This window comes from Pseudomonas sp. W2-17, from assembly GCF_041060445.1.
Lineage (GTDB): Bacteria > Pseudomonadota > Gammaproteobacteria > Pseudomonadales > Pseudomonadaceae > Aquipseudomonas.
Genome location: NZ_JAUFNS010000014.1, coordinates 40689 through 59695, shown reverse-complemented (window position 1 = coordinate 59695; position 19007 = coordinate 40689). Strand labels below are relative to the sequence as shown.

The window sequence follows — 19007 nt, the reverse complement described above, 5'->3', positions numbered from 1 at the left end:
CAAGACTCGGAAAACCTGGCGCATCAGCCGCCCTCGTCCGTCGCGTGATAGACGCTGACCGCTCCATCAGGCGCAATCGCCGTCACGCTATGCCCTGCATACCGGGTCGTCCCTACCTCACGCGTCCCACCATCGAAGTTCGCCACCAGTCTCGTTCCGTCCGCGAACGTGGTCTGCTGAACTTGTCGATCAAGCGTCAGCCAAGTGAATGCCGTCATCGCCTGGGTACCAAGGCGCTCATGCAGTGGCCTGAAAAACCGGTCCTGACGCTGCATCACCGGCAACCGCTCGCCCAGCGTCGCGCTGCTCAGGTGATACAGCGGCGGCACGTTGTAGAGCAACTGGGCGAGCTCGTTCTCCTGCCTGATATTGACCAGTTTCAGGCTGTCGAAAAGCCAGTGGTGAGTCGTGATGACCGATCCATGGAACACGGTCTGATAGAGCGGCAGGCGGGTCGTCGGATTGAAGTGAACGGTGCGATAAGGCTCCTTGATCGGTACCGGTTTGAAGAACACATCCGGCTGCTCGGGCGGATACCAACTGCCCAGGTACCAGCGGGAGGACTTGTGCTGGCTAAGCTCCGGATCACCCCAACCGATCACCGGCGTCTGCATCCCGTGGGCGAAAAGGATGCCACGAGCAGTGACGGCATTACCGTCCTCGGAACCTGAGGGCAGCGCTCGGGCTTCAGCGACCCACTGCGAAGCACTGACGTTGGCCGCAGCGTTTTGCATCTCGGTCATGGTCGCGCCGGGCCGATAGCTGTCGAACAGCATCCCCGTGGCATAAGCATCCAGAAACCAGCTGTTGAAACCGGCAGCGGACTGGACAGCCGGAACCCGCCCCTCCAGTAAAGGCCGGACACAACGCGGATCGGTGTAATGCCCGGACTGCTGAAAACCTGCCTTGAACGTTCCGTCCTTCAGCACGATGGCGCATTGACGATGTGCGGTGCTGCCCAGGTGAGCCGTCACCCAGTCCGGGTTTTCGTGAGTCGCCAGAGCTGTTTCGTAAGAGTCATAAGGCGCAATCAGATACCCCGCCTGCACACCGGCGCGAACGGCTTCGGGATGCCAGAGACCACCTTCCCAACCTTCGCCGAGCCCCAGCCACAGGCGTGACAAACCGGAGGCTTGCAGACTTTTGATGCCTTTCAGGGACAGCGCACCGCCCCAGGTCGACGGGTCATCAGCGAGGGCGCCGGCAAACAGGCGGGCGACCTCCCCGCGAAGCTCACCGTAACGCGACGTCAACCGCGACACGTCGGGCTGAGCATCACGTTGCCATGCTTGTCTTGCGACAGAGTTGAACGCGCTGTTGAGACTGCGCAGCAGGGCGACGTGTTGCCAGCGCTGCAATTGTCCATGGCTGCCACTCAGCAAAGCCAGGGCTTCTTTATCCAGCCGGTTGCGCAACTGCACGGCCAGTGGGTCGTCGGACGCAAGTACCTGAGTCAGACGGCCCCAGAACTGAATATCATCAAGGCCCAACAGGTCATTGCCCCACAGATACACGTGAGCGGCGCCGAGCAGCTTACGACCCTCTGGGGTTTTCTCGAACTTGCTTTCCAGCGTCTGATATTCGCCATTGTCGATGAGCCACTGACGGTAACGCCTTGCGCCAGCGAGCGGGTCGGCGGCATCCAGCGACAGGCGAAAGGTCATTGGCGTGCTGACATCCAGCGTCGTGAACTCATGCCGGGCGGACAAACCCAGGGCGTCACCCTGGTGATGCAAACGAAGGCGGTTGTTGAATGGATGGGTCAACAGCCAGGTCAGGGTGAACGCGCCGTGGTCCATTCCCCACAGCGGCAGACTGAGATCCTGAGTGGTATTGATCTCGCCCTGGGTCGCAAGAAACTGCTGCCAGACAGTGTTCCCGCGAGGCACATAATGCCCCTCGGCAATCGGCCAGATCAGCGCCTTGCCCATGGCGTCGCCCGGCTGATTCAGGAACTCCAGCACCCCGGCGTTGCGGGCCTTAATGGTCAGCAGGAGATCACGTTGCTGCAGCCGGGCTTCGAGATGCCAGGCGCCCTCGTCCCACTGCCACGCGAGGTAGTCCTGCGAAGTCTTGAGCTCACTGACGCTATGCGCCTTGACCCCACTTGACGCCTGCAAGGCAGATTGCCCGCTCGGCGAGACGCGAATCGCGAGTGTCTGCGGATCAACTTCCACCCGCCAGAAGTCGTTTTCCAACGTTTCAGCCGAACTGCCGAATGGGAGCATCCAGCCCAACAAGAGGCAGACACACAGGCGTACCAAGGAAAAAGACATGTCGAGCCCCGCGAAGCAATTCAGCGGGGCACAGTAAGGCAGCGCCCGACAAGTGTCTGTCGGATCGTTCCTAAATCACGACTGGCCTCGCCCCACCTCGCCAATGCTCGCTCTATTGGAGGGGGGCCGGGACTGTCATTTCTGACAGTAGCCCCTTCCTGTCCCAGCGCACACACTGGACCCGCGCCATGAGTGCCAACCACGATCCGGTTGCCTGATGAACACAGGCTGCCAATCGCCAATCAGCAAGGGAATGACGATGAGTAATTTATTGAAAAACGGTGACTTCGCATCCGGCGAATTAGAACCCTGGACTACGACCTCCAGTGAGGAGAGCTGGGAGATCAAGCAAGATGCCTCGGGTCATTACATGCAGTTGGCCAAGGCAGGGAACCTGTCAAAAGCCACCTTGGAGGGCAGTTTTAAACCCACGGCTCTGACGTTCGAAGTTCGGGCAGGCGAAGTCGTAAAACCCGGCGATTTCGTGGTGTTCAGTCACGCGGCTCTCGTCACCACGGCGGATGGAGCCGAATTGTTCGCCGACATCTCGGGAGCAACCAAGGACTGGCAGCGGATTACGCTGAAGATCGACCGCAAACCGATACCGGCCAGTACGGTGACGGTACAAGTCCATACCGCCTCCGATCCGGAAAAGCTGAGAGCTCAGGCAGGGCAGGTGCATTTCAGAAATTTCCAGCTGACCTGACACCCCCCCTCAACGGTGCGCAAATAAAAGCGGAAGTGGCCACCCGACCGCTTCCGCCTGAACCATGGGTATTAGTGCGCGGGAGAGGACGCGCCTTCGTCCGAATCGTCGTCACCAAGTTGCTTGTCTTCCTCTTGGCTTTCCTGATGCTTGCGCCGCTCCTCGTCACTCGGCTCCTTGATTTTGTACCAGGCCACGTACAGCGCCGGCAGGAACAGCAACGTCAGCAGGGTCGCGATGATGATCCCGCCGATCATCGCGTAAGCCATTGGCCCCCAGAACACTTCGCGAGCGATCGGGATCATGCCCAGGCTCGCCGCCGCAGCGGTCAGGAGGATCGGACGGCGCCGGTGTTCCGTGGCTTCCGCCACCGCATCCCACGGCAGATAGCCCGCCACCTCGTATTCGTGAATCTGGGTCACCAGGATCACCGAGTTGCGGATGATGATGCCGATCAGCGCCAGAATCCCGAGGATCGCCACAAAGCCCATCGGCGTTCCGGTCGGCACCAGCGCAAGCACCACGCCAATCAACCCCAACGGCGCGACACTGGCGACGATGAACATCTTCTGCACGCTGTGCAGCTGGATCATCAGGAACGTCGCCATCAGGAAGATCATCAACGGCACGACCTTGGCGATCGGCCCTTGGGCCTTGCCACTCTCCTCCACCGTGCCGCCCGTGGCGACCTTGTAGCCCACCGGCAAACCGGCGGCGAATTTGTCGATCTCGGGCTTGAGCTCCTTGACCAGGTCAGTCGGCTGCATGTCGTCGCTCACGGCCGCCTTGAGCGTAATCGTCGGTTTGCGATCACGACGCCACACCAGCGGCTGTTCCAGCTCGTAGCGCACGTTGGCAAACGCCAGCAGCGGAATCGACGTGCCCTGGGGCGTGACGATCTGCAGATTCTGCAGGGTTTCCGGCGACCCCCGCTCGGCATCCACCGCGCGCCCGACGACATTGATCAGGTAGATGTCATCGCGCACCTGGGTCACCGCCGAGCCGGTCACGACGCTGTTCATCAGCTGCGCAACGTCCTCGGACGACAGCCCCAACTGCCGCGCCTTGTCCTGATTGATGTCGATGCGCAGGACTTTCCCGGGCTCATTCCAGTCGTAAATCATCTCGCCGATGTGTTGATTCTTGTCGAGCAGGGTGGCGAGCTCGATGGCGTGCTGGCGCACTTCATCAATGTTTTCGCCGCTGACCCGGTACTGAATCGGGCGCCCCACCGGCGGCCCCATTTCCAGCGCCTGCACATAAGTGCCGATGCCGACGAAGTCGTCACGCAAGCGTTTTTGCAAGCGCTCGGTCAACGCGCCGCGCTCTTCCAACCCTTTGCTGACGATCACCAACTGTGCGTAATACGGGTTTTCCAGCTGCTGATCCAGAGGCAGGTAGAAACGCACCGCGCCTTCGCCGATGTAGGTGCTCCAGCTGACGATGTCCGGATCGTCCTTGAGGGTCGCCTCGAGCTTGTCCACCGCGCGGCGGGTCTCGTTGATCGACGCGTTCTGCGGCAGGTTGAGGTCGACCAGAATCTCCGGGCGGTCCGATGACGGGAAGAATTGGTTCTGCACGAAGCGCATGCAGAACAGCGACGTGGCAAATAGCAAAATCGTGATGATGATGGTCAGCCAGCGATGACGCATGGCCCAGAACATCGAGCCGTTGAAGGCTCTGGCGATGCGTCCGGGCTTGGCGTTTTCGTCGTGCTTTTTTACGTTTTCGCTAAGGATGTGCACGCCGATCACCGGGGCGAACAGCACGGCAACGACCCACGACACCAGCATGGCGACAGCGATCACCGCGAACAGGGTGAAGGTGTATTCCCCCGCCGAGCTGGCATTCAGGCCGATCGGCACGAAGCCCGCAACCGTCACCAGCGTACCGGTGAGCATCGGGAAGGCCGTCGAGGTGTAGGCGTAGGTCGCGGCCTGGGCTTTGGTTTCGCCTTTTTCAAGGCGCGACACCATCATCTCCACCGTGATCATCGCGTCATCGACCAACAGGCCAAGGGCAATAATCAGGGCGCCCAGAGAAATACGCTGCATGGTGATGCCGCTGTACTCCATGAACACGAAGACCATCGCCAGCACCAGCGGAATCGAGCAGGCCACCACCAGCCCCGCACGCATGCCAAGGCTGATGAAGCTGACGATCAGCACGATCACCACCGCTTCAAACAGCGCGCTGGTGAAGCCGCCGACGGCCTTCTCGACCACCTGCGCCTGATCGGACACCACATGCACGCCGACGCCAATCGGCAGGTCGGCGGTCGCGGCGCTCATGCGTTCGTGCAGCTGTTTGCCGAACTCCTGAACGTTGCCGCCCTTCTTCATGGCGATGGCCAGGCCGATGGCAGGCTTGCCGTCGAAGCGGAACAACGGCTTGGGCGGATCCACATAGCCGCGGGTGATTTCGGCGATGTCGCTCAAGCGATAGAAACGATCATTGAGGCGCAGGTTGACGTTTTCGAGGTCTTTTTCCGAGGCGAACTGGCCGGAGGTGCGCACGGAAATGCGCTCCGGACCGGCCTCGATGACCCCGGCGGGCGTCACGGTGTTTTGTGACTGCAGGCTCTGCACGACCTGGCGCTGATCAAGGCCCAGTGCCGCCAGTTTGCGGGTGGAGAAGTTCAGGTACAGCACTTCGTCCTGCTCGCCGATCATTTCGACTTTGCCCAGACCCGGCACGTCGCGAATCTGGACGCGCACTTGCTCCACGTAGTCGCGTAACTGGCGCAGGGTCAGGCCGTCGGAGGTGAAGGCGTAAATCGAGCCGTAAACATCGCCGAACTCATCGTTGAACGCCGGGCCTTGAATACCTTGGGGGAACTGCCCGCGAATGTCATCGATCTTCTTGCGAACCTGGTACCAGATTTCAGGAATGGCCTCAGCGCTGGTGGTGTCGCGCAGGTAAACCATAACAGTGGACTCGCCCGGCCGGGTGTAGCTCTTCACGTAATCGAGGGAGTCGAGCTCTTCGAGCTTTTTCTCGATGCGGTCGGTGACCTGCTCCAGGGTTTCATCCACGGTCGCGCCCGGCCAGCGGGTTTGTATGACCATGGTCTTGATGGTGAACGAAGGGTCTTCTTCACGACCCAGGTTCATGTAGGAAAACACGCCCATCAGCAGGCCGACGAACATCAGGTACCAAACGAAAGACTGATGCTTGATCGCCCAATCGGAGAGGTTGAACTTCCCTTTCATCGCGGGCTTTCCTTATCGACTTTGATTTTCTGCCCCGGCTTGAGGCTATTGACCCCGGCGGTTACAACTCGATCGCCGTTGTTGACCCCACCGGCCAGTACCACTGAATCATCACTGCGGCTGACGACTGTGACGACGCGTGGGGAAACGGTCTGGTTCTGCATGTCGATGACCCAGATCTGCGTCTTGCCGTCGACTTCCTGCAAGGAGGTGGCGGGCAGCTCGATGCGCGGCTTGATCGCCGAGCTCAGGGTGACGCTGATCGCTGTGCCCAGACGAAAGGCCGCCGGCGTATCCGCCAGGGTCAAACGTGCGCGACGGGTGCGGGTGGTGCTTTCGGCCTGGGGCTCGAGTTCTCGCACCGTCGCTGTGGTGTTGATCTCCGGCTCCAGCTGGCTGGCGACTTTGAACACGACGTCGCTGGGCAGTTGATCACTCAATTGCGCCGGCAAATCAATGACCGCCTCTTTGATGTCCGGGCGCGCCATTGTCACCACCTGCTCGCCAGCGCTGACCACTTGGCCGGCCTCGACTTTCCACTCGGTGACGACGGCATCGTGATCGGCGCGCAGCTCGCTGTAGCTCAGCTGATCCTTGGCCTGTTGCATCGCGGCCTTGGCCTGATCGTAGGAAGACTGCGTGGTTTTCAGGTCGGTGACCGCGACATCCAGCGCGACCTGGGCGCCAACGCCGCGATCAAACAACTCTTGTTGCCGACGGGCGTTGGCCTGGGCGTTGATCAGCTGCGCTTCGACCCGGGCCAGATCGCCCTGGGTCGAGCGCACCTGGTTCTGTTGGTCCGTCGGGTCGAGCACCGCCAGCATGTCGCCCTTCTTCACCTGTGCGCCGACGTCGACGCTGCGCTGGGCGATGCGGCCCGAGACGCGAAAGCCCAGAGTGCTTTCATAGCGCGCGGCGATGTTACCGGCGAACCGACCCAGGCTTTCCTGGGCCTGGGGTTTCACCTCAATGAACAGCACCGGCCGAATCGGCTCGGGCGCCGGCTCTTCCTTGCTGCAAGCGCTCAACAACAGGCCCGCCAGCACAACCCCCGACAAGCGCTTCATTGCTGGGCTCCTGTCGGCTGTTTCGAGGAATCTGGGTACACGTCGGCGAGTTCCACCTGCATGTCCGGGTGCAGCAACTGGTTACCGGCAACGACCACTTTTTCACCATTCTTCAGACCGTCGACAATGATCACTTTGCCGGTCAGGTAGCGCCCGACTGTGACGCTGCGCAGGCTGACCTTGTTATCGCCATCGACCACCCACACCGCCGGCTTGCCGAGCTGATCGCCCAGGCCTTTGGTCAGCGCGGACCATGGCAGCTCGACACTGGTCCTGGCCGGCACGCTCAGGGCGGCACTGACCACCGAACCCAGGTCCATGCCCGGCGGCAGCGAGGTGAGGGCGATCTTCACTTGCAGCGTGCCGGTTTGCGCCGATACGGCTGGTGTGACTTCGCGCACTTTGCCGACGGCCTTGACCTTCGGGTTGTCCAGCAGCGTCACTTCGACCGGCTGGTCGGTCGGCGGGTTGACGAACAGCGACTCGTAGACGTTGAACACGGCATCGCGCTCGCCATCGCGGGCCAGGCTGAAGATCGGCGCCGTAGGCTGCACGACCTGGCCGACTTCGGCCTGCCGCGCGGTAATGATGCCCGGCGCATCGGCGATCAATGCGGTGTAACCCAGTTGCTCGCGGGCGTTGGCCAGTTGCGCCTGGGCGGCTTTGAGCGCGCTCTGGCTACCACGAAGCTGGGCTTGGGCGGAGTCGTATTCGCTGCGGCTGGTATAGCCCTTGGGCAGAAGCTTTTCCTGACGCACGAAGGCGGCGGAAGTCTGTTTCACGCGAGCCTGCTCGGCGGCAACGGCAGCGAGGGCGGAATCGACGTTGGTTTGCAAGTCTTTGGGGTCGAGTTTGGCCAGCACTTGTTTGGCCGACACCCGATCGCCGACATCAACCGATCGCTGAATGATCTTGCCGCCCACCCGGAATGAAAGCTGGGTCTGCACCCGCGCCTGGACATCGCCGGTCAGCGCGACGTCCGCAGCGAAATCGGCCGTCTTGACCTCCTGGGCCTGCACGCGTGCGCGCACCGGCTCCTGGGGCTTTTCCTTCTCGCAGCCAGCAAGCACGGCCAGGCACAGACCGAGGGAAAGAACAGTCAGACGACCATGAAAAAAGAAGGTTTGGGCGGGCATGCAAGCTCCTTGTGCCAATGCCGTTGCGACACCGCGCCGCCGGACGCCGTTGCGATGTGATCATGCGACTGTGAGCTTACATCAGGGTTCCTTGGGGCACCGAACTCTGCCGGCATCTACAGCGCACGCCAATCTACGCTAGAGCACGCCTGTTCGCGATGGGGGGAGTCTGTGACATCGATGTTGGCAGACACACCTCCTTCGTGAGCAAGGTGGAGCGCCACCCCGATTACTCCCACAGGTTCACGGCGTGCCAAACATCTGGGTCGGACGCAAACTCCACTGTAGGAGCCATCGGAGGTTACGACGGTCGCGAAGGCGGTGGAACAGTGGCATCAATGTCAGCTGACCGAGTGCTTTCGCGGGCAAGCTCACTCCTACAGTTCCACGAGGGTCCTCACAATCCAGGCCAGACGTAAATCCACTGTAGGAGCCATCGGAGGTTACGACGGTCGCGAAGGCGGTGGACCAGTGGCATCAATGTCAGCTGACCGAGTGCTTTCGCGGGCAAGCTCACTCCTACAGTTCCACGAGGGTCCTCACAATCCAGGCCAGACGTAAATCCCCTGTAGGAGCCATCGGAGGTTACGACGGTCGCGAAGGCGGTGTGGCTGACACACCGCCCCCCATCAGGCAGGTCTAAACAGCCCGACCAACGCTGAGGATCAACTCCCCGCACCACCGTGGGCTTCTTCGAAGAAGAAGTCCTTCCAGCTGTCAGCCTTGTTTTTCAGCACACCCAGGTCGTGCAGTTTTTCGGCGTAGATGAATGTGCGCTGGGGCACGACGGTGAAGTCGATTTCAGGGTCGGAGACGATCTTCTCCACCAGCGGCAACGGCAGTTTCGACTTCTCGACGTCGATGTAGGTCTTCGCCGCCGCAGGTTTGTCGGCCTTGATGATTTTCTCGGCCTCGGCCAGCGCGTCATAGAACGCCTTGTAGGTCTTCGGGTTTTCGTCGTGGAATTTCTGCGTGGTGTAGAGGACGTTGAACGTCGCCTGGCCGCCCAGCACATCGTACGAACTCAGCACTTTATGCACATTGGGGTTTTCCAGCTCCTGATACTGAAAAGGGGGACTGGAGAAGTGCGCGCTGATCTCCGACCCGCCGGCAATCAGCGCCGACGTGGCGTCCGGGTGCGGCAGGCTGACCGAGATGTTGTCGAATTTCTTGAAATTGTCGTTCCCGAACAGCTTGGCGGTTTCGATCTGCAACGTACGCGACTGGAATCCCACGCCCGCCGCCGGCACCGCGATGCGATCCTTTTCGGTGAAGTCGTTGAGGGTTTTCACGTTGGGGTTGTTGCTGAGCAGGTAATTGGGCATCGAGCCCAGCGAGGCGATCGCCTTGACGTTCTGCTTGCCCTTGGTCCGGTCCCAAATGGTCAGCATCGGCGGCACCCCCGCCGACACCACGTCCAGCGCGCCAGCCAGCAGGGCTTCATTCATCGCGGTGGCGCCGGAGATGCTGTTCCAGTCGACCTTGATGTCCAGGCCCTGCTCCTTGCCGTGTTTCTCGATCAGCTTTTGCTGCTGAACGACGTCCAGAATCAGATAACCGATGCCGAACTGCTGGGCGATGCTGATCTTGCCTTCAGCGTGAGCGCCGCTGCTCAACAACGCGCCAGCCAGACCCAGGGCGGCGGCGAGCGCGGCCAGTGTCGGGCGCTTGAAAGGTGCAGCTGTTTTCAGAAATTCCATACATGTCTCACGATGAAGGCGAAAGGGGTGACGGACTCATGGCCCATTCAGCGGCCACAAGGCGGAGCGTTCGTTTGATAAAGCAGATCAGCGCTGCATGCCCCACCGCTTCACGGTCAGGCGCTCGACGTTACTGAACAGCAGGTTTTCCACCAGCAGACCGATGATGATCACCGCCGCCAGACCCGCGAATACCTTATCGGTGTACAGCTCGTTGCGGTTCTGGAAGATGTACCAGCCCAGACCGCCTTTGCCTGAAGAAGCGCCGAACACCAGTTCCGCAGCGATCAGGGTTCGCCAGGCAAAGGCCCAGCCGATCTTCAGGCCCGCGAGAATCGACGGCAGTGCAGCGGGGATCAGGATGTACCAGACGAACCGCAGGCCCTTGAGCCCGTAATTGCGCCCGGCCATTCGCTGGGTTTCCGAAACACCGAGAAACCCTGCGTAGGTGTTCAATGCCAACGCCCAGAGCACGGAATGCACCAGCACGAAGATCAGGCTGTTCTCACCCAGGCCAAACCACAGCAGCGACAGCGGCAGCAGCGCGATGGCCGGCAACGGGTTGAACATCGCCGTCAGCGTGCCGAGCAGGTCGCGACCCAGTTGGGTCGACACCGCCAGCGTGGTCAGGCCGAACGCCAGGACGATGCCGATCAGGTAGCCCTTGACCAGGACCGTCAGGGAGATCCAGACCTTGGTCAGCAATTCACCGCTGGCGATGCCGTCGATAAACGCCGACGCGGTTTGCAGAAAGCTCGGCAGCAGCAGGTCGTTGCCCTGAATGCGCGCGGCGATTTCCCAGATGATCGCCAGGGCGACGAGGATGACGGCCTTGCGCACCCAGCTGATCTGCCAGATGCGTTGCGCGAGGGGAATGTCGCGGGCCAGATCTTCCTGAGTGAAAGGCTCCAGCACGACTTCGTATTCTTCCCGCAGAGGGGGTGAAAGACTCATGAGTGCAATCTCTTAATGGGGCAGCTTGGCGAACCGCGATCAGTAGGCAATACGAACATCCTGAAACCGCAGATCCGGCTCGACCGCAGGCGCTTCGCCCTCGTCGAACAGCAGCCGGTGAATCCGCTGGGCAGACGCCTGGAACTCGACGCCGCCGAGGCTTTTCAAGTTGTACTGATGGCTGTTGATCTCGGCGCGCACGCGGCCCGGGTGGGGCGACAGCAGCAGAATCCGATTGCCCACCACCAGCGCTTCCTCGATGGAGTGGGTCACAAACAGCAGCGTGAAGCGCACCTCTTCCCACAGCTCCAGCAGCTCTTCCTGCATCTTGCGGCGGGTCAATGCATCGAGCGCGGCGAAGGGCTCGTCCATCAACAGGATCTTGGGCTGCATCGCCAGCGCCCGGGCAATTGCCACGCGTGCCTTCATGCCGCCGGACAGGGTGTGCGGGTAAGCGTCAGCGAAAGCGCTCAGGCCGACCTTTTCCAGGTAATACCGCGCACGCTCCTCGGCTTCGCGGCGCTTGAGGGTGCGCGAGGCCAGCAGCGGAAACATGACGTTCTGAATCACCGTCTTCCACGGCGGCAACTGGTCGAATTCCTGAAACACCACGATGCGGTCGGGCCCCGGCTCCTTTACTTCCTGGCCGGCCAGACGAATCTGCCCTTCGCTGGGCTGGATGAACCCGGCCACGGCTTTGAGCAGCGTTGATTTGCCGCAGCCCGACGGGCCGAGCAGGACAAAACGGTCGGCAGGATCGATTTCAAAACTGACTTGATGGGTGGCCCGCACCACGCGTTCCGGCGTGCGGTATTCAAGGCTGACGCCTTGTACTTGCAGCAGCGCTTCAGCGGTGGGCTGATTGGCCTGTTGCGCGTTCAAGCGATCGCTAGCCGTGTGGCTTTGCAGAACAGCGTTCATGGAGCTCTCCTGAATCAGAACGGCGCATCGCCCTGAATGGTCGTGCGGTGCAGGCGACGGCGCAGGTGGTCGGGGGTGCCGCCGGCCAGGTGAATCAGCGAACGGTTGTCCCAGAACACCATGTCGTTCTCCTGCCACGTGTGGCGGTAGACGCCTTCCGGACGAACGCTGTGGGCGTACAGCTCAGTCAGAATCGCCCGACTCTCGTCTTCCGGCAGGCCGACGATGTGGGTCGTAAAGCCTTCGCTGACGAACAGCGCCTTGCGCCCGTTTTCCGGGTGGGTGCGCACGATCGGATGGCTGACCACCGCGACCTGCGCCAACTGTTCAGCGCTGAGGGTCGGGCGCCAGTTATCGGCATTGCGGCCGTGGCTGTAGCGGGACGTATAGCTGTGCACGGCGTTGCGCCCTTCGACGGCCTTGCGCAGATGCTCCGGCAGCGTGTCCCAGGCCAGGTGCATGTCAGCGAACAGGGTGTCGCCGCCTTCGCTTGGCAGCTCCTGGGCGTAGAGCATTGAGCCCAGGCTCGGCAGCTCTTTGTAAGAAAGGTCCGAGTGCCAGTATTTGCCGGCATCGCCCAGCCCGACCGGCTGGCCGTTTTCGACGATATTGGAGACGATCAAAATCTCGGGATGATGGGCGAGCAGGAATTGCTTGAGCACATGAATCTGCAGGACGCCAAAACGGCGGCTGAAATCGATCTGCTGCTGCGGGGTGATGTGCTGATCGCGGAAAACAACCACGTGGTAATCGAGATGCGCTTGATGCACACGGGCAAAATCGGCGTCATTGAGCGGACGGGACAGATCCAGACCGACGATTTCCGCGCCCACCTTTTCGGCGAATGGACGCACATCGAACTGCTGACCGGGCGCTTGCGCGGACGAAGCTTGGGAGGCTGCTGGCATGAGAACTCCGACTCCAAAAGGTGTGGCTAAGGAGGGAGGACTTTAAAGCTATAAGAAGCGAAGTTTAAATATCGTTAGAGCATATGCATAGCGCAGAACGACCTAGCGACAGCTGTCGGCCATCATCGTCATCAAGGCAGTCGCAGGCCCGGAAACGTTGAAGAATGATGAGCTGTAAACGCAAAAAACGCGCTTGCCCGCCGTCACTTCCATGCACCCGATGACAGTGCGTCAGCGGAGCGGGAGCAACAGCGGGCAAACGCGTCTTGTACACATGAACGCGCTGCAATCGCGCATTCAGGCCCTCATCAGAACGCCGGGATAACCGCGCCGTCGTACTTCTTGTTGATGAAGTCTTTGACCTGCTGGCTGGTCAGCGCTTTGGACAGCTTCTCGATCGCGTCGGTGTGAGCGTTGTCAGCACGGGTCACCAGGTAGTTCACGTACGGCGAGTCGGAGCCTTCCAGAATCAGCGCATCCTTTTTAGGACTGAGCTTGGCTTCCAGCGCGTAGTTGGTGTTGATCAGATCCAGGTCAACCTGATCCAGTGCGCGGGGCAGCAGCGCCGATTCCAGCTCGCGGAACTTCAGTTTTTTCGGGTTGGTGGCGATGTCTTTCGGCGTCGCCAGCGCGTTGGTCGGGTCCTTCAGGGTGATCAGGCCGTTCTTCTGCAACAGCAGCAGGGCGCGACCGGCGTTACTGCCTTCGTTCGGAATGGCAACGGTTGCGCCTTCAGGCAACTGGTCAATGGACTTCCACTTCTTCGAGTAGCCGCCGAACGGTTCGACGTGTACGCCGACGCCGGTCACCAGGGTAGCGCCCTTGCCTTTGTTGAAGCCATCCAGGTAAGGCTTGGTCTGGAAGTAGTTGGCGTCCAGACGCTTCTCGTTCAGTTGCACGTTGGGCTGCACGTAGTCAGTGAAGACCTTGATCTCCAGGTCCACGCCTTCTTTGGCCAGTTCAGGCTTGATCAGCTCGAGGATCTCGGCGTGCGGAACAGCGGTGGCGCCCACGACGAGCTTCTCGGCAGCTTGTGCAGCGCCGATGCCCAGAGAGAGAGCAGCCGCCAGTGCGGTGAACAAAAACGTCTTCTTCATGCGATGTCCTTAATAGAAATCGGGTCGCCTCGTGGGCGACTTTGTCTTCGGTCTGCCGCGGGGTCGACCCTTGGCAGGGGAGCGGCTGATGCGGACAGTACCGAGATTTTTTATTCCGAGACAATACTTTTTAGTCGGATGGTTATGCTTTTTCGTTATCAGCGGGCATTTTGCCACCCGGCTACCTGCCCAGTGAGCTCAAGAGCCATTACCGGACCGGTAGATTCAGATGCTCAGGCAGGATCTCCGCGCCGCTGCTGACCAGCAACGCGAAGTGAATGACGTTCTCCAGCTCCCGCGTGTTGCCCGGCCAGTAATGCGCTTCGAGCACCCGCTGCGCGTCGTCGCTGATCAGCGGCATCTCGAAATCGAAGCGCTGACTGTAGATGCCCAGAAAGTATTCTGCCAACGGCAGGATGTTGCCGGGCTGCTCGCGCAACGCCGGCAGGTCGAGGCGCCCTTCGTTCAAGTAGCGATAAAGCCGCTCGTGGAATTTGCCAGCGGCGACTGAAAGGCGCAGATCGATGCTGGTCGCTGCAACCAGCCTGACGTCGACCTGGCTGGGCTGCGTAGCACCGACGCGGGTGACTTCGTGGTTTTCCAGCGCTGCCAGCAACTTGATCTGGATCGCCATCGGCAGGTCGGCGATCTCATCCAGGTACAACGTGCCGCCCGTTGCCGAGCCGAACCAGCCAGCACGACTGCTGGCAGAACCGCTGTAGGCGCCGGCGGCGTAACCGAACAGCTCGGCGTCGGCGTAGGTCGAGCTGATGGCGCCGCAGTTGACCGACACGAACAACCCGGCCCGGTCGCTACCTCGATGAATGTGACGCGCGAGCAATTCCTTGCCCGTGCCGGATTCGCCGCGGATCAGCACGGGCAAGTCCAGCGGCGCCAGCAGCTCCATCTCTTCGCGCAACTGCCGCGATCGTGGATCGATGAACACCAAGGCCTTGGCGCGGATGCTCAGCGGGCTTTTTTCAGCATCAGGGAAGGTCAACAGCGGGTTGCTCGATAGGTCGGAAAGGCTCATGGCAGGCTCCCGCCCCGGCCATCCATTGACCGAGGCGTTTTTAAAAAAAAGGCCGCAGCGCCTGTCGGTTCACTGCGGCGAAAGTGATCGTGAGAAAAGAGGTCTCAGGCGCAACTACCGTTGCAAATGCGATGGTCATGCGCGGCGGCGGTTGAAATGCTCGATGCGCCCTTGCAGCCGGTACAGGTAGGCGAAACCCTGTTCCCAGCGCTGATGCCCGGACTTCACGTTGATATGACCCGCGCCGCTGAGAATGCCGATTTCGGCCCCCCAGTTGCGGGCCATTTCCATCGCGCGCAATGCGCTGACGGCGGAATCGTTATCGGAGCTGACCACTTGGGTCGGGAACGGCAGCAGGTGCTCGGGAATCGGCGCAAAATTGCGGATCGCCGGCGGGCAATTGGGCCGTTCGACGTCAGCGGGCGCCACCAGCAAGGCCCCGCGCACCTGACGCAAACTCGCCAGTGGCGCCAGCTGCGCCCAATGGGCAACGGTCACGCAACCCAGGCTGTGGGCGATGAGAATCACCGGTGTGCTGTCAGAGGCGATAGCGCGTTGCAGCTCACCCACCCAATCTTCTCGGCGCGGCTTGAGCCAGTCGGCCTGCTCCACACGCACGCTGTTGGGCAGGCTGTTCTGCCAGTGAGTTTGCCAATGGTCGTCGGCAGATCCTTTCCAGCCTGGCACGATCAGGTAACGGATCGATTCGGTATGCATGGCCTTCGCCTCCTGCATGTTGCGTTCATGGGGGCGAGTATAGGGATCGGACATATATTCGAAAAAGAATAAGAAGCTATTTATTAATAGCTCGAAAATATATGCCGCAGCTTCAGGGCATGGCGCAAAAAAAGAGGGCCACCCCCTGCCTTAAAGGGGTGACCCTGAGAATCACGCTGTCTGCCCCCAGCTCGCCGGGGATGAGCAGAGCTTAAGGGGCGGTTGTTACAGAAATTTTTATCCAGAGAAATTTCCCACAAGCCGGCGAGACTGGCGCAATGGGCCGCCAGGTATCAACCGCGTGCAGGCTTGAGCACCGAGTCGTCTTCTGTCGCTCGTTCAAACCGGTTGGCCCGTCCGAAGGTGCCGAAATCATTGAAGCGCACCCCCATCTCAGCCATCACCTTGTGCGCAACGGGTGCCGTCATCTGGCGGATGTAGAACGGCTCCTTCACCACGAAGTGATGAATGCCATGGGTGCTGCCGAAGTTGAAGCAGAACGCCTGCATCGGCCACATCCACCACGGATTGAGCACTTGGGTCTGCTGCATGACATTCCCCAGTTCGACGTCGCCGTAGTAATGCATGTTCGAACTGACGAAATGCAGACAGAACGTACGCAGCACGTTCGGACCGACCAGGACCACGACAGCGACGTCAATGACGTGCATGACCGCCAGCGTATTCGCCGACCAGGCAATCGGGCTGCCCATCAGACCGGCAATGCCGTTGGCGGCATGGAAGCCAAGAAACACGTACCACGCGCCCCAGTTCAGCAGCGCCAGTGGTGCATAGACGCGCAGCGTCAAATTGAGAATGTGTAGTTTCTCCGCCCATGTTTTGGTCCGCAGCATGCGGATCAGCGACGACATGATGTTATCCCCGACCATCAGCAACCGCGCGAGCCCCCAGGGTTCGCCATTGGTGATGGCCCTTTCCTCCAGATCCGCCTCGGTGCCGGAGACCTTGTGATGATTGAGGTGCAGATGCCGACGAATCCAGGGATTGATCGTGCTCGGCCGCGCCATCCAGACCAGCGCCAACATGAGGTTATGGGGCACGCGCTGTTTGCGGAAATACATGCTGTGGATCAGGTCGTGTTCAAGCTCGTGTGTCAGCGAGGCGAAGAACGCATTCAGCAGCAGACACGCCCACCACGCCAGGTAACCCCCGAGATAGAGCGCCGCGCTGCCGATCATGCCGGCCAGTGCGAAGAACAGGATGCCGGCACCGATGGCGTCCTGGTGCCGCAGCAGGGGATAGCGCTCTCGCAGCGCGGCGCCGTGGGCGGAAACCACCGCACGAATATGCGCTGATCGTTGTTGTGCATTCAGTCCGGCAGCACTTGCAGAAGTGTCGTGCATGATTCCATTCTCCGGTTTCAGGATAAAAAAACGTGGCACCACTGTGCCGCTTAAGCCCGGATGCTGCCTGACCGTGAACGCCAATCTGTAGACCGGAAGCGCCAACTTGTATGCCTGAGCCGAGCATCCTCGCCAGCTGGACCCGCGCCCTGCGCAAGCAACTCGATGCCCTCGGCCTCGACAGCCTCGCACTGAGCCGGGCTGCGGGCCTGGATCCGCAGCTGATGGATGACCCCAACGCGCGATACCCGGTGACGGTCACCACCCGTTTTTGGGAACTGGCCGTGCAGGCCAGCGGCGATCCGGCGCTGGGCTTGCGAGTGTCACGGTTCGTCAGCCCGACGACCTTTCATGCGCTCGGTTATGCGCTGGTTGCCAGCGGGTCGTTGCGTGAGGTGTTCGAGCGCATCGTGCGTTATCACCCGGTGGTGAGCGACGCGCTGGCCATGAGTTTTGAACGCGTGGACGAGCATTACGAGTTTCGTTTCCGCGTACCCGACGGCAGCCCAATGCCGGCCAATGAGGCGATGGACGCCTTCGCCGCAATCTATGTGCGCACTTGCCGCAATCGCCTGGGCCGTCATTACGCGCCGCTGGCCGTTCACCTGATGCGGCCGCAACCGGAAGATCCGCAGCCCTGGTATGCCGTCTTCCGTGCGCCGCTGTTCTTCGGTGCGGCGGAGAATCTGCTGATCTTCTCCTGTGAGGATTTCGACAGCCATCTGGACGACGCCAATCCCGAGCTGGCCGAGCACAACGAGGCCGTGCTCAACCGCACCCTTGAGCAACTCAGCGCACTGACCTGGGAGCGCAAAGTACGTGGCGCCATCGAAACTCAATTGCCGGAAGGCGAGCCGTCCGCTGAGCACATCGCCCACACGCTGCACCTGAGCCTGCGCAGTCTTCAGCGCCACTTGGCCGACGAAGGTTGTCGCTACGATCTGCTGCTCAATCAGTGCCGGCAGAATCTGGCGCTGCAACACATGCGCGACCCGGCTTGCTCACTCAGTGAAGTGGCCTATCTGCTCGGCTTCGCTGACACCAGCAGTTTCAGCCGCGCGTTCAAGCGCTGGACCGGCATGACGCCCAGCCAGTATCGCGAAGGGCTGAACCGCTGATCGGTGAGGCCATCACGCGCCTGCGCCGGTCAGGCGATGAAGCGCCGTCTCGCGCAGCCATTCGGTGTCCAGCACATGGATCAGGTCGTGATCGCGGCGCACTATTTGCCGTTCGGCGAACGCCCCAAGTACCCGCTCGACCACCTCAGCGCTCAGCCCGAGGCAGCGATTGGAGGCCATGTCGGACAGAGGCACGCTGCGCACCGAGCGGTCCATCTCGCCGTAAGCTTCGGCCAGCATCAGCAGCCGAAACGCTACGCGCTCTTCGGTGGGCATCAGGGTGATGTCTTCAAGGGCGGGCACGGCGAGCCCGAGCTTGCGCCCCAGCAGTTCGCGAAAATGTCGCCACAAGGCCGGGTGTTCAGCCAGCAGTTGCTTGAGTGGCGCGTGGGGCATGTGCAAGAGAATGACCGCGTCCTGGGCGAAGACATCGTGGGTCGCGGGCAGGTCGTCGAACAACGAGGCTTCGCCAAACCAGAAGGGCCGATAGCCTTCTGCCGGGGGCATGTCTGTTTGCTGCGGTTTGAGGGGATTGATGCGTAACGAGCCCGTTAGTAGCGCGTACAGGCCGGGCGCCGGATCGCCGCGTTGGAAGATCGACTTGCCGGGCGTCACCCGGCGCTGTCGCATGCCGATCAGCAAGCTATCCTGCAACAGCGCAGGCAGATCGCGGAACCATCGGTCGTTGATAAACCATGAGCGCCATTGGGTTCCATTCGTCATGTGAATCTCCTTTTGATAGCCGGCGTTTTGTTGCAGGCTGAGCCGTGCAGCGGCCTCAGCCGAAAAAAATCAGCG

14 protein-coding genes and 1 pseudogene are annotated in these 19007 nt (G+C 61.0%); 2 read left to right on the top strand and 13 right to left on the bottom strand.

Annotated elements, in window-relative coordinates:
- Positions 1-23 precede the first annotated feature (23 nt).
- Positions 24-2228 (bottom strand): glycoside hydrolase, encoded by a 2205-nt coding sequence (locus QWI20_RS18020; RefSeq protein ID WP_369306663.1) that lies wholly within the window; start codon positions 2226-2228, stop codon positions 24-26.
- 307 nt (positions 2229-2535) lie between these two features.
- Between QWI20_RS18020 and QWI20_RS18015 the strand changes: the two genes are divergently transcribed.
- Complete coding sequence (locus QWI20_RS18015) at positions 2536-2982, top strand: hypothetical protein (RefSeq protein WP_369306607.1); 447 nt, start codon at positions 2536-2538, stop codon at positions 2980-2982.
- Between the two features lie 71 nt (positions 2983-3053).
- On the opposite strand, the gene QWI20_RS18010 is transcribed toward QWI20_RS18015, so the two are convergent.
- From QWI20_RS18010 to QWI20_RS17960, 11 genes and pseudogenes are all read right to left on the bottom strand, one after another.
- Complete coding sequence (locus tag QWI20_RS18010; protein ID WP_369306606.1) at positions 3054-6194, bottom strand: efflux RND transporter permease subunit; 3141 nt, start codon at positions 6192-6194, stop codon at positions 3054-3056.
- Positions 6191-7261, bottom strand: coding sequence for an efflux RND transporter periplasmic adaptor subunit (locus QWI20_RS18005; protein WP_369306605.1), 1071 nt, complete (start codon positions 7259-7261; stop codon positions 6191-6193). The genes QWI20_RS18010 and QWI20_RS18005 overlap by 4 nt, the downstream gene beginning before the upstream one ends.
- Entirely contained in the window at positions 7258-8397 is a 1140-nt protein-coding gene (locus QWI20_RS18000) for an efflux RND transporter periplasmic adaptor subunit (RefSeq protein WP_369306604.1), read from the bottom strand. The genes QWI20_RS18005 and QWI20_RS18000 overlap by 4 nt, the downstream gene beginning before the upstream one ends.
- 665 nt (positions 8398-9062) lie before the next feature.
- Complete coding sequence (locus tag QWI20_RS17995) at positions 9063-10097, bottom strand: ABC transporter substrate-binding protein (RefSeq protein ID WP_369306603.1); 1035 nt, start codon at positions 10095-10097, stop codon at positions 9063-9065.
- A gap of 87 nt (positions 10098-10184) precedes the next feature.
- Positions 10185-11051 carry an ABC transporter permease gene (locus tag QWI20_RS17990; RefSeq protein WP_369306602.1) on the bottom strand — a complete coding sequence of 289 codons (867 nt, stop codon included), beginning with the start codon at positions 11049-11051 and terminating at the stop codon, positions 10185-10187.
- A 39-nt stretch (positions 11052-11090) separates the two neighbouring features.
- Entirely contained in the window at positions 11091-11933 is an 843-nt protein-coding gene (locus QWI20_RS17985; RefSeq protein ID WP_172612996.1) for an ABC transporter ATP-binding protein, read from the bottom strand.
- Between the two features lie 53 nt (positions 11934-11986).
- A complete protein-coding gene (locus QWI20_RS17980; RefSeq protein ID WP_369306600.1) occupies positions 11987-12880 on the bottom strand; it encodes a TauD/TfdA dioxygenase family protein in 894 nt (297 codons plus the stop codon).
- A gap of 308 nt (positions 12881-13188) precedes the next feature.
- The gene (locus QWI20_RS17975; RefSeq protein WP_369306598.1) at positions 13189-13977 is read right to left on the bottom strand and encodes a MetQ/NlpA family ABC transporter substrate-binding protein; all 789 of its coding nucleotides are present in this window, start codon (positions 13975-13977) and stop codon (positions 13189-13191) included.
- Positions 13978-14194: 217 nt separating this feature from the next.
- Positions 14195-15010: pseudogene (locus tag QWI20_RS17970) on the bottom strand (sigma 54-interacting transcriptional regulator); the annotation flags it as partial.
- Between the two features lie 135 nt (positions 15011-15145).
- Positions 15146-15727: an alpha/beta hydrolase gene (locus QWI20_RS17965; protein WP_369306597.1), complete on the bottom strand. Its 582-nt coding sequence runs from the start codon at positions 15725-15727 to the stop codon at positions 15146-15148.
- Positions 15728-16020: 293 nt separating this feature from the next.
- Positions 16021-17091 (bottom strand): fatty acid desaturase, encoded by a 1071-nt coding sequence (locus tag QWI20_RS17960; protein WP_369306596.1) that lies wholly within the window; start codon positions 17089-17091, stop codon positions 16021-16023.
- 110 nt (positions 17092-17201) lie between these two features.
- Here QWI20_RS17960 and QWI20_RS17955 point away from each other — a divergent pair, with 110 nt between their 5' ends.
- The gene (locus QWI20_RS17955; RefSeq protein ID WP_369306595.1) at positions 17202-18209 is read left to right on the top strand and encodes an AraC family transcriptional regulator; all 1008 of its coding nucleotides are present in this window, start codon (positions 17202-17204) and stop codon (positions 18207-18209) included.
- Between the two features lie 12 nt (positions 18210-18221).
- On the opposite strand, the gene QWI20_RS17950 is transcribed toward QWI20_RS17955, so the two are convergent.
- Positions 18222-18932 carry a Crp/Fnr family transcriptional regulator gene (locus tag QWI20_RS17950; protein WP_369306594.1) on the bottom strand — a complete coding sequence of 237 codons (711 nt, stop codon included), beginning with the start codon at positions 18930-18932 and terminating at the stop codon, positions 18222-18224.
- Between the last annotated feature and the right edge of the window lie 75 nt (positions 18933-19007).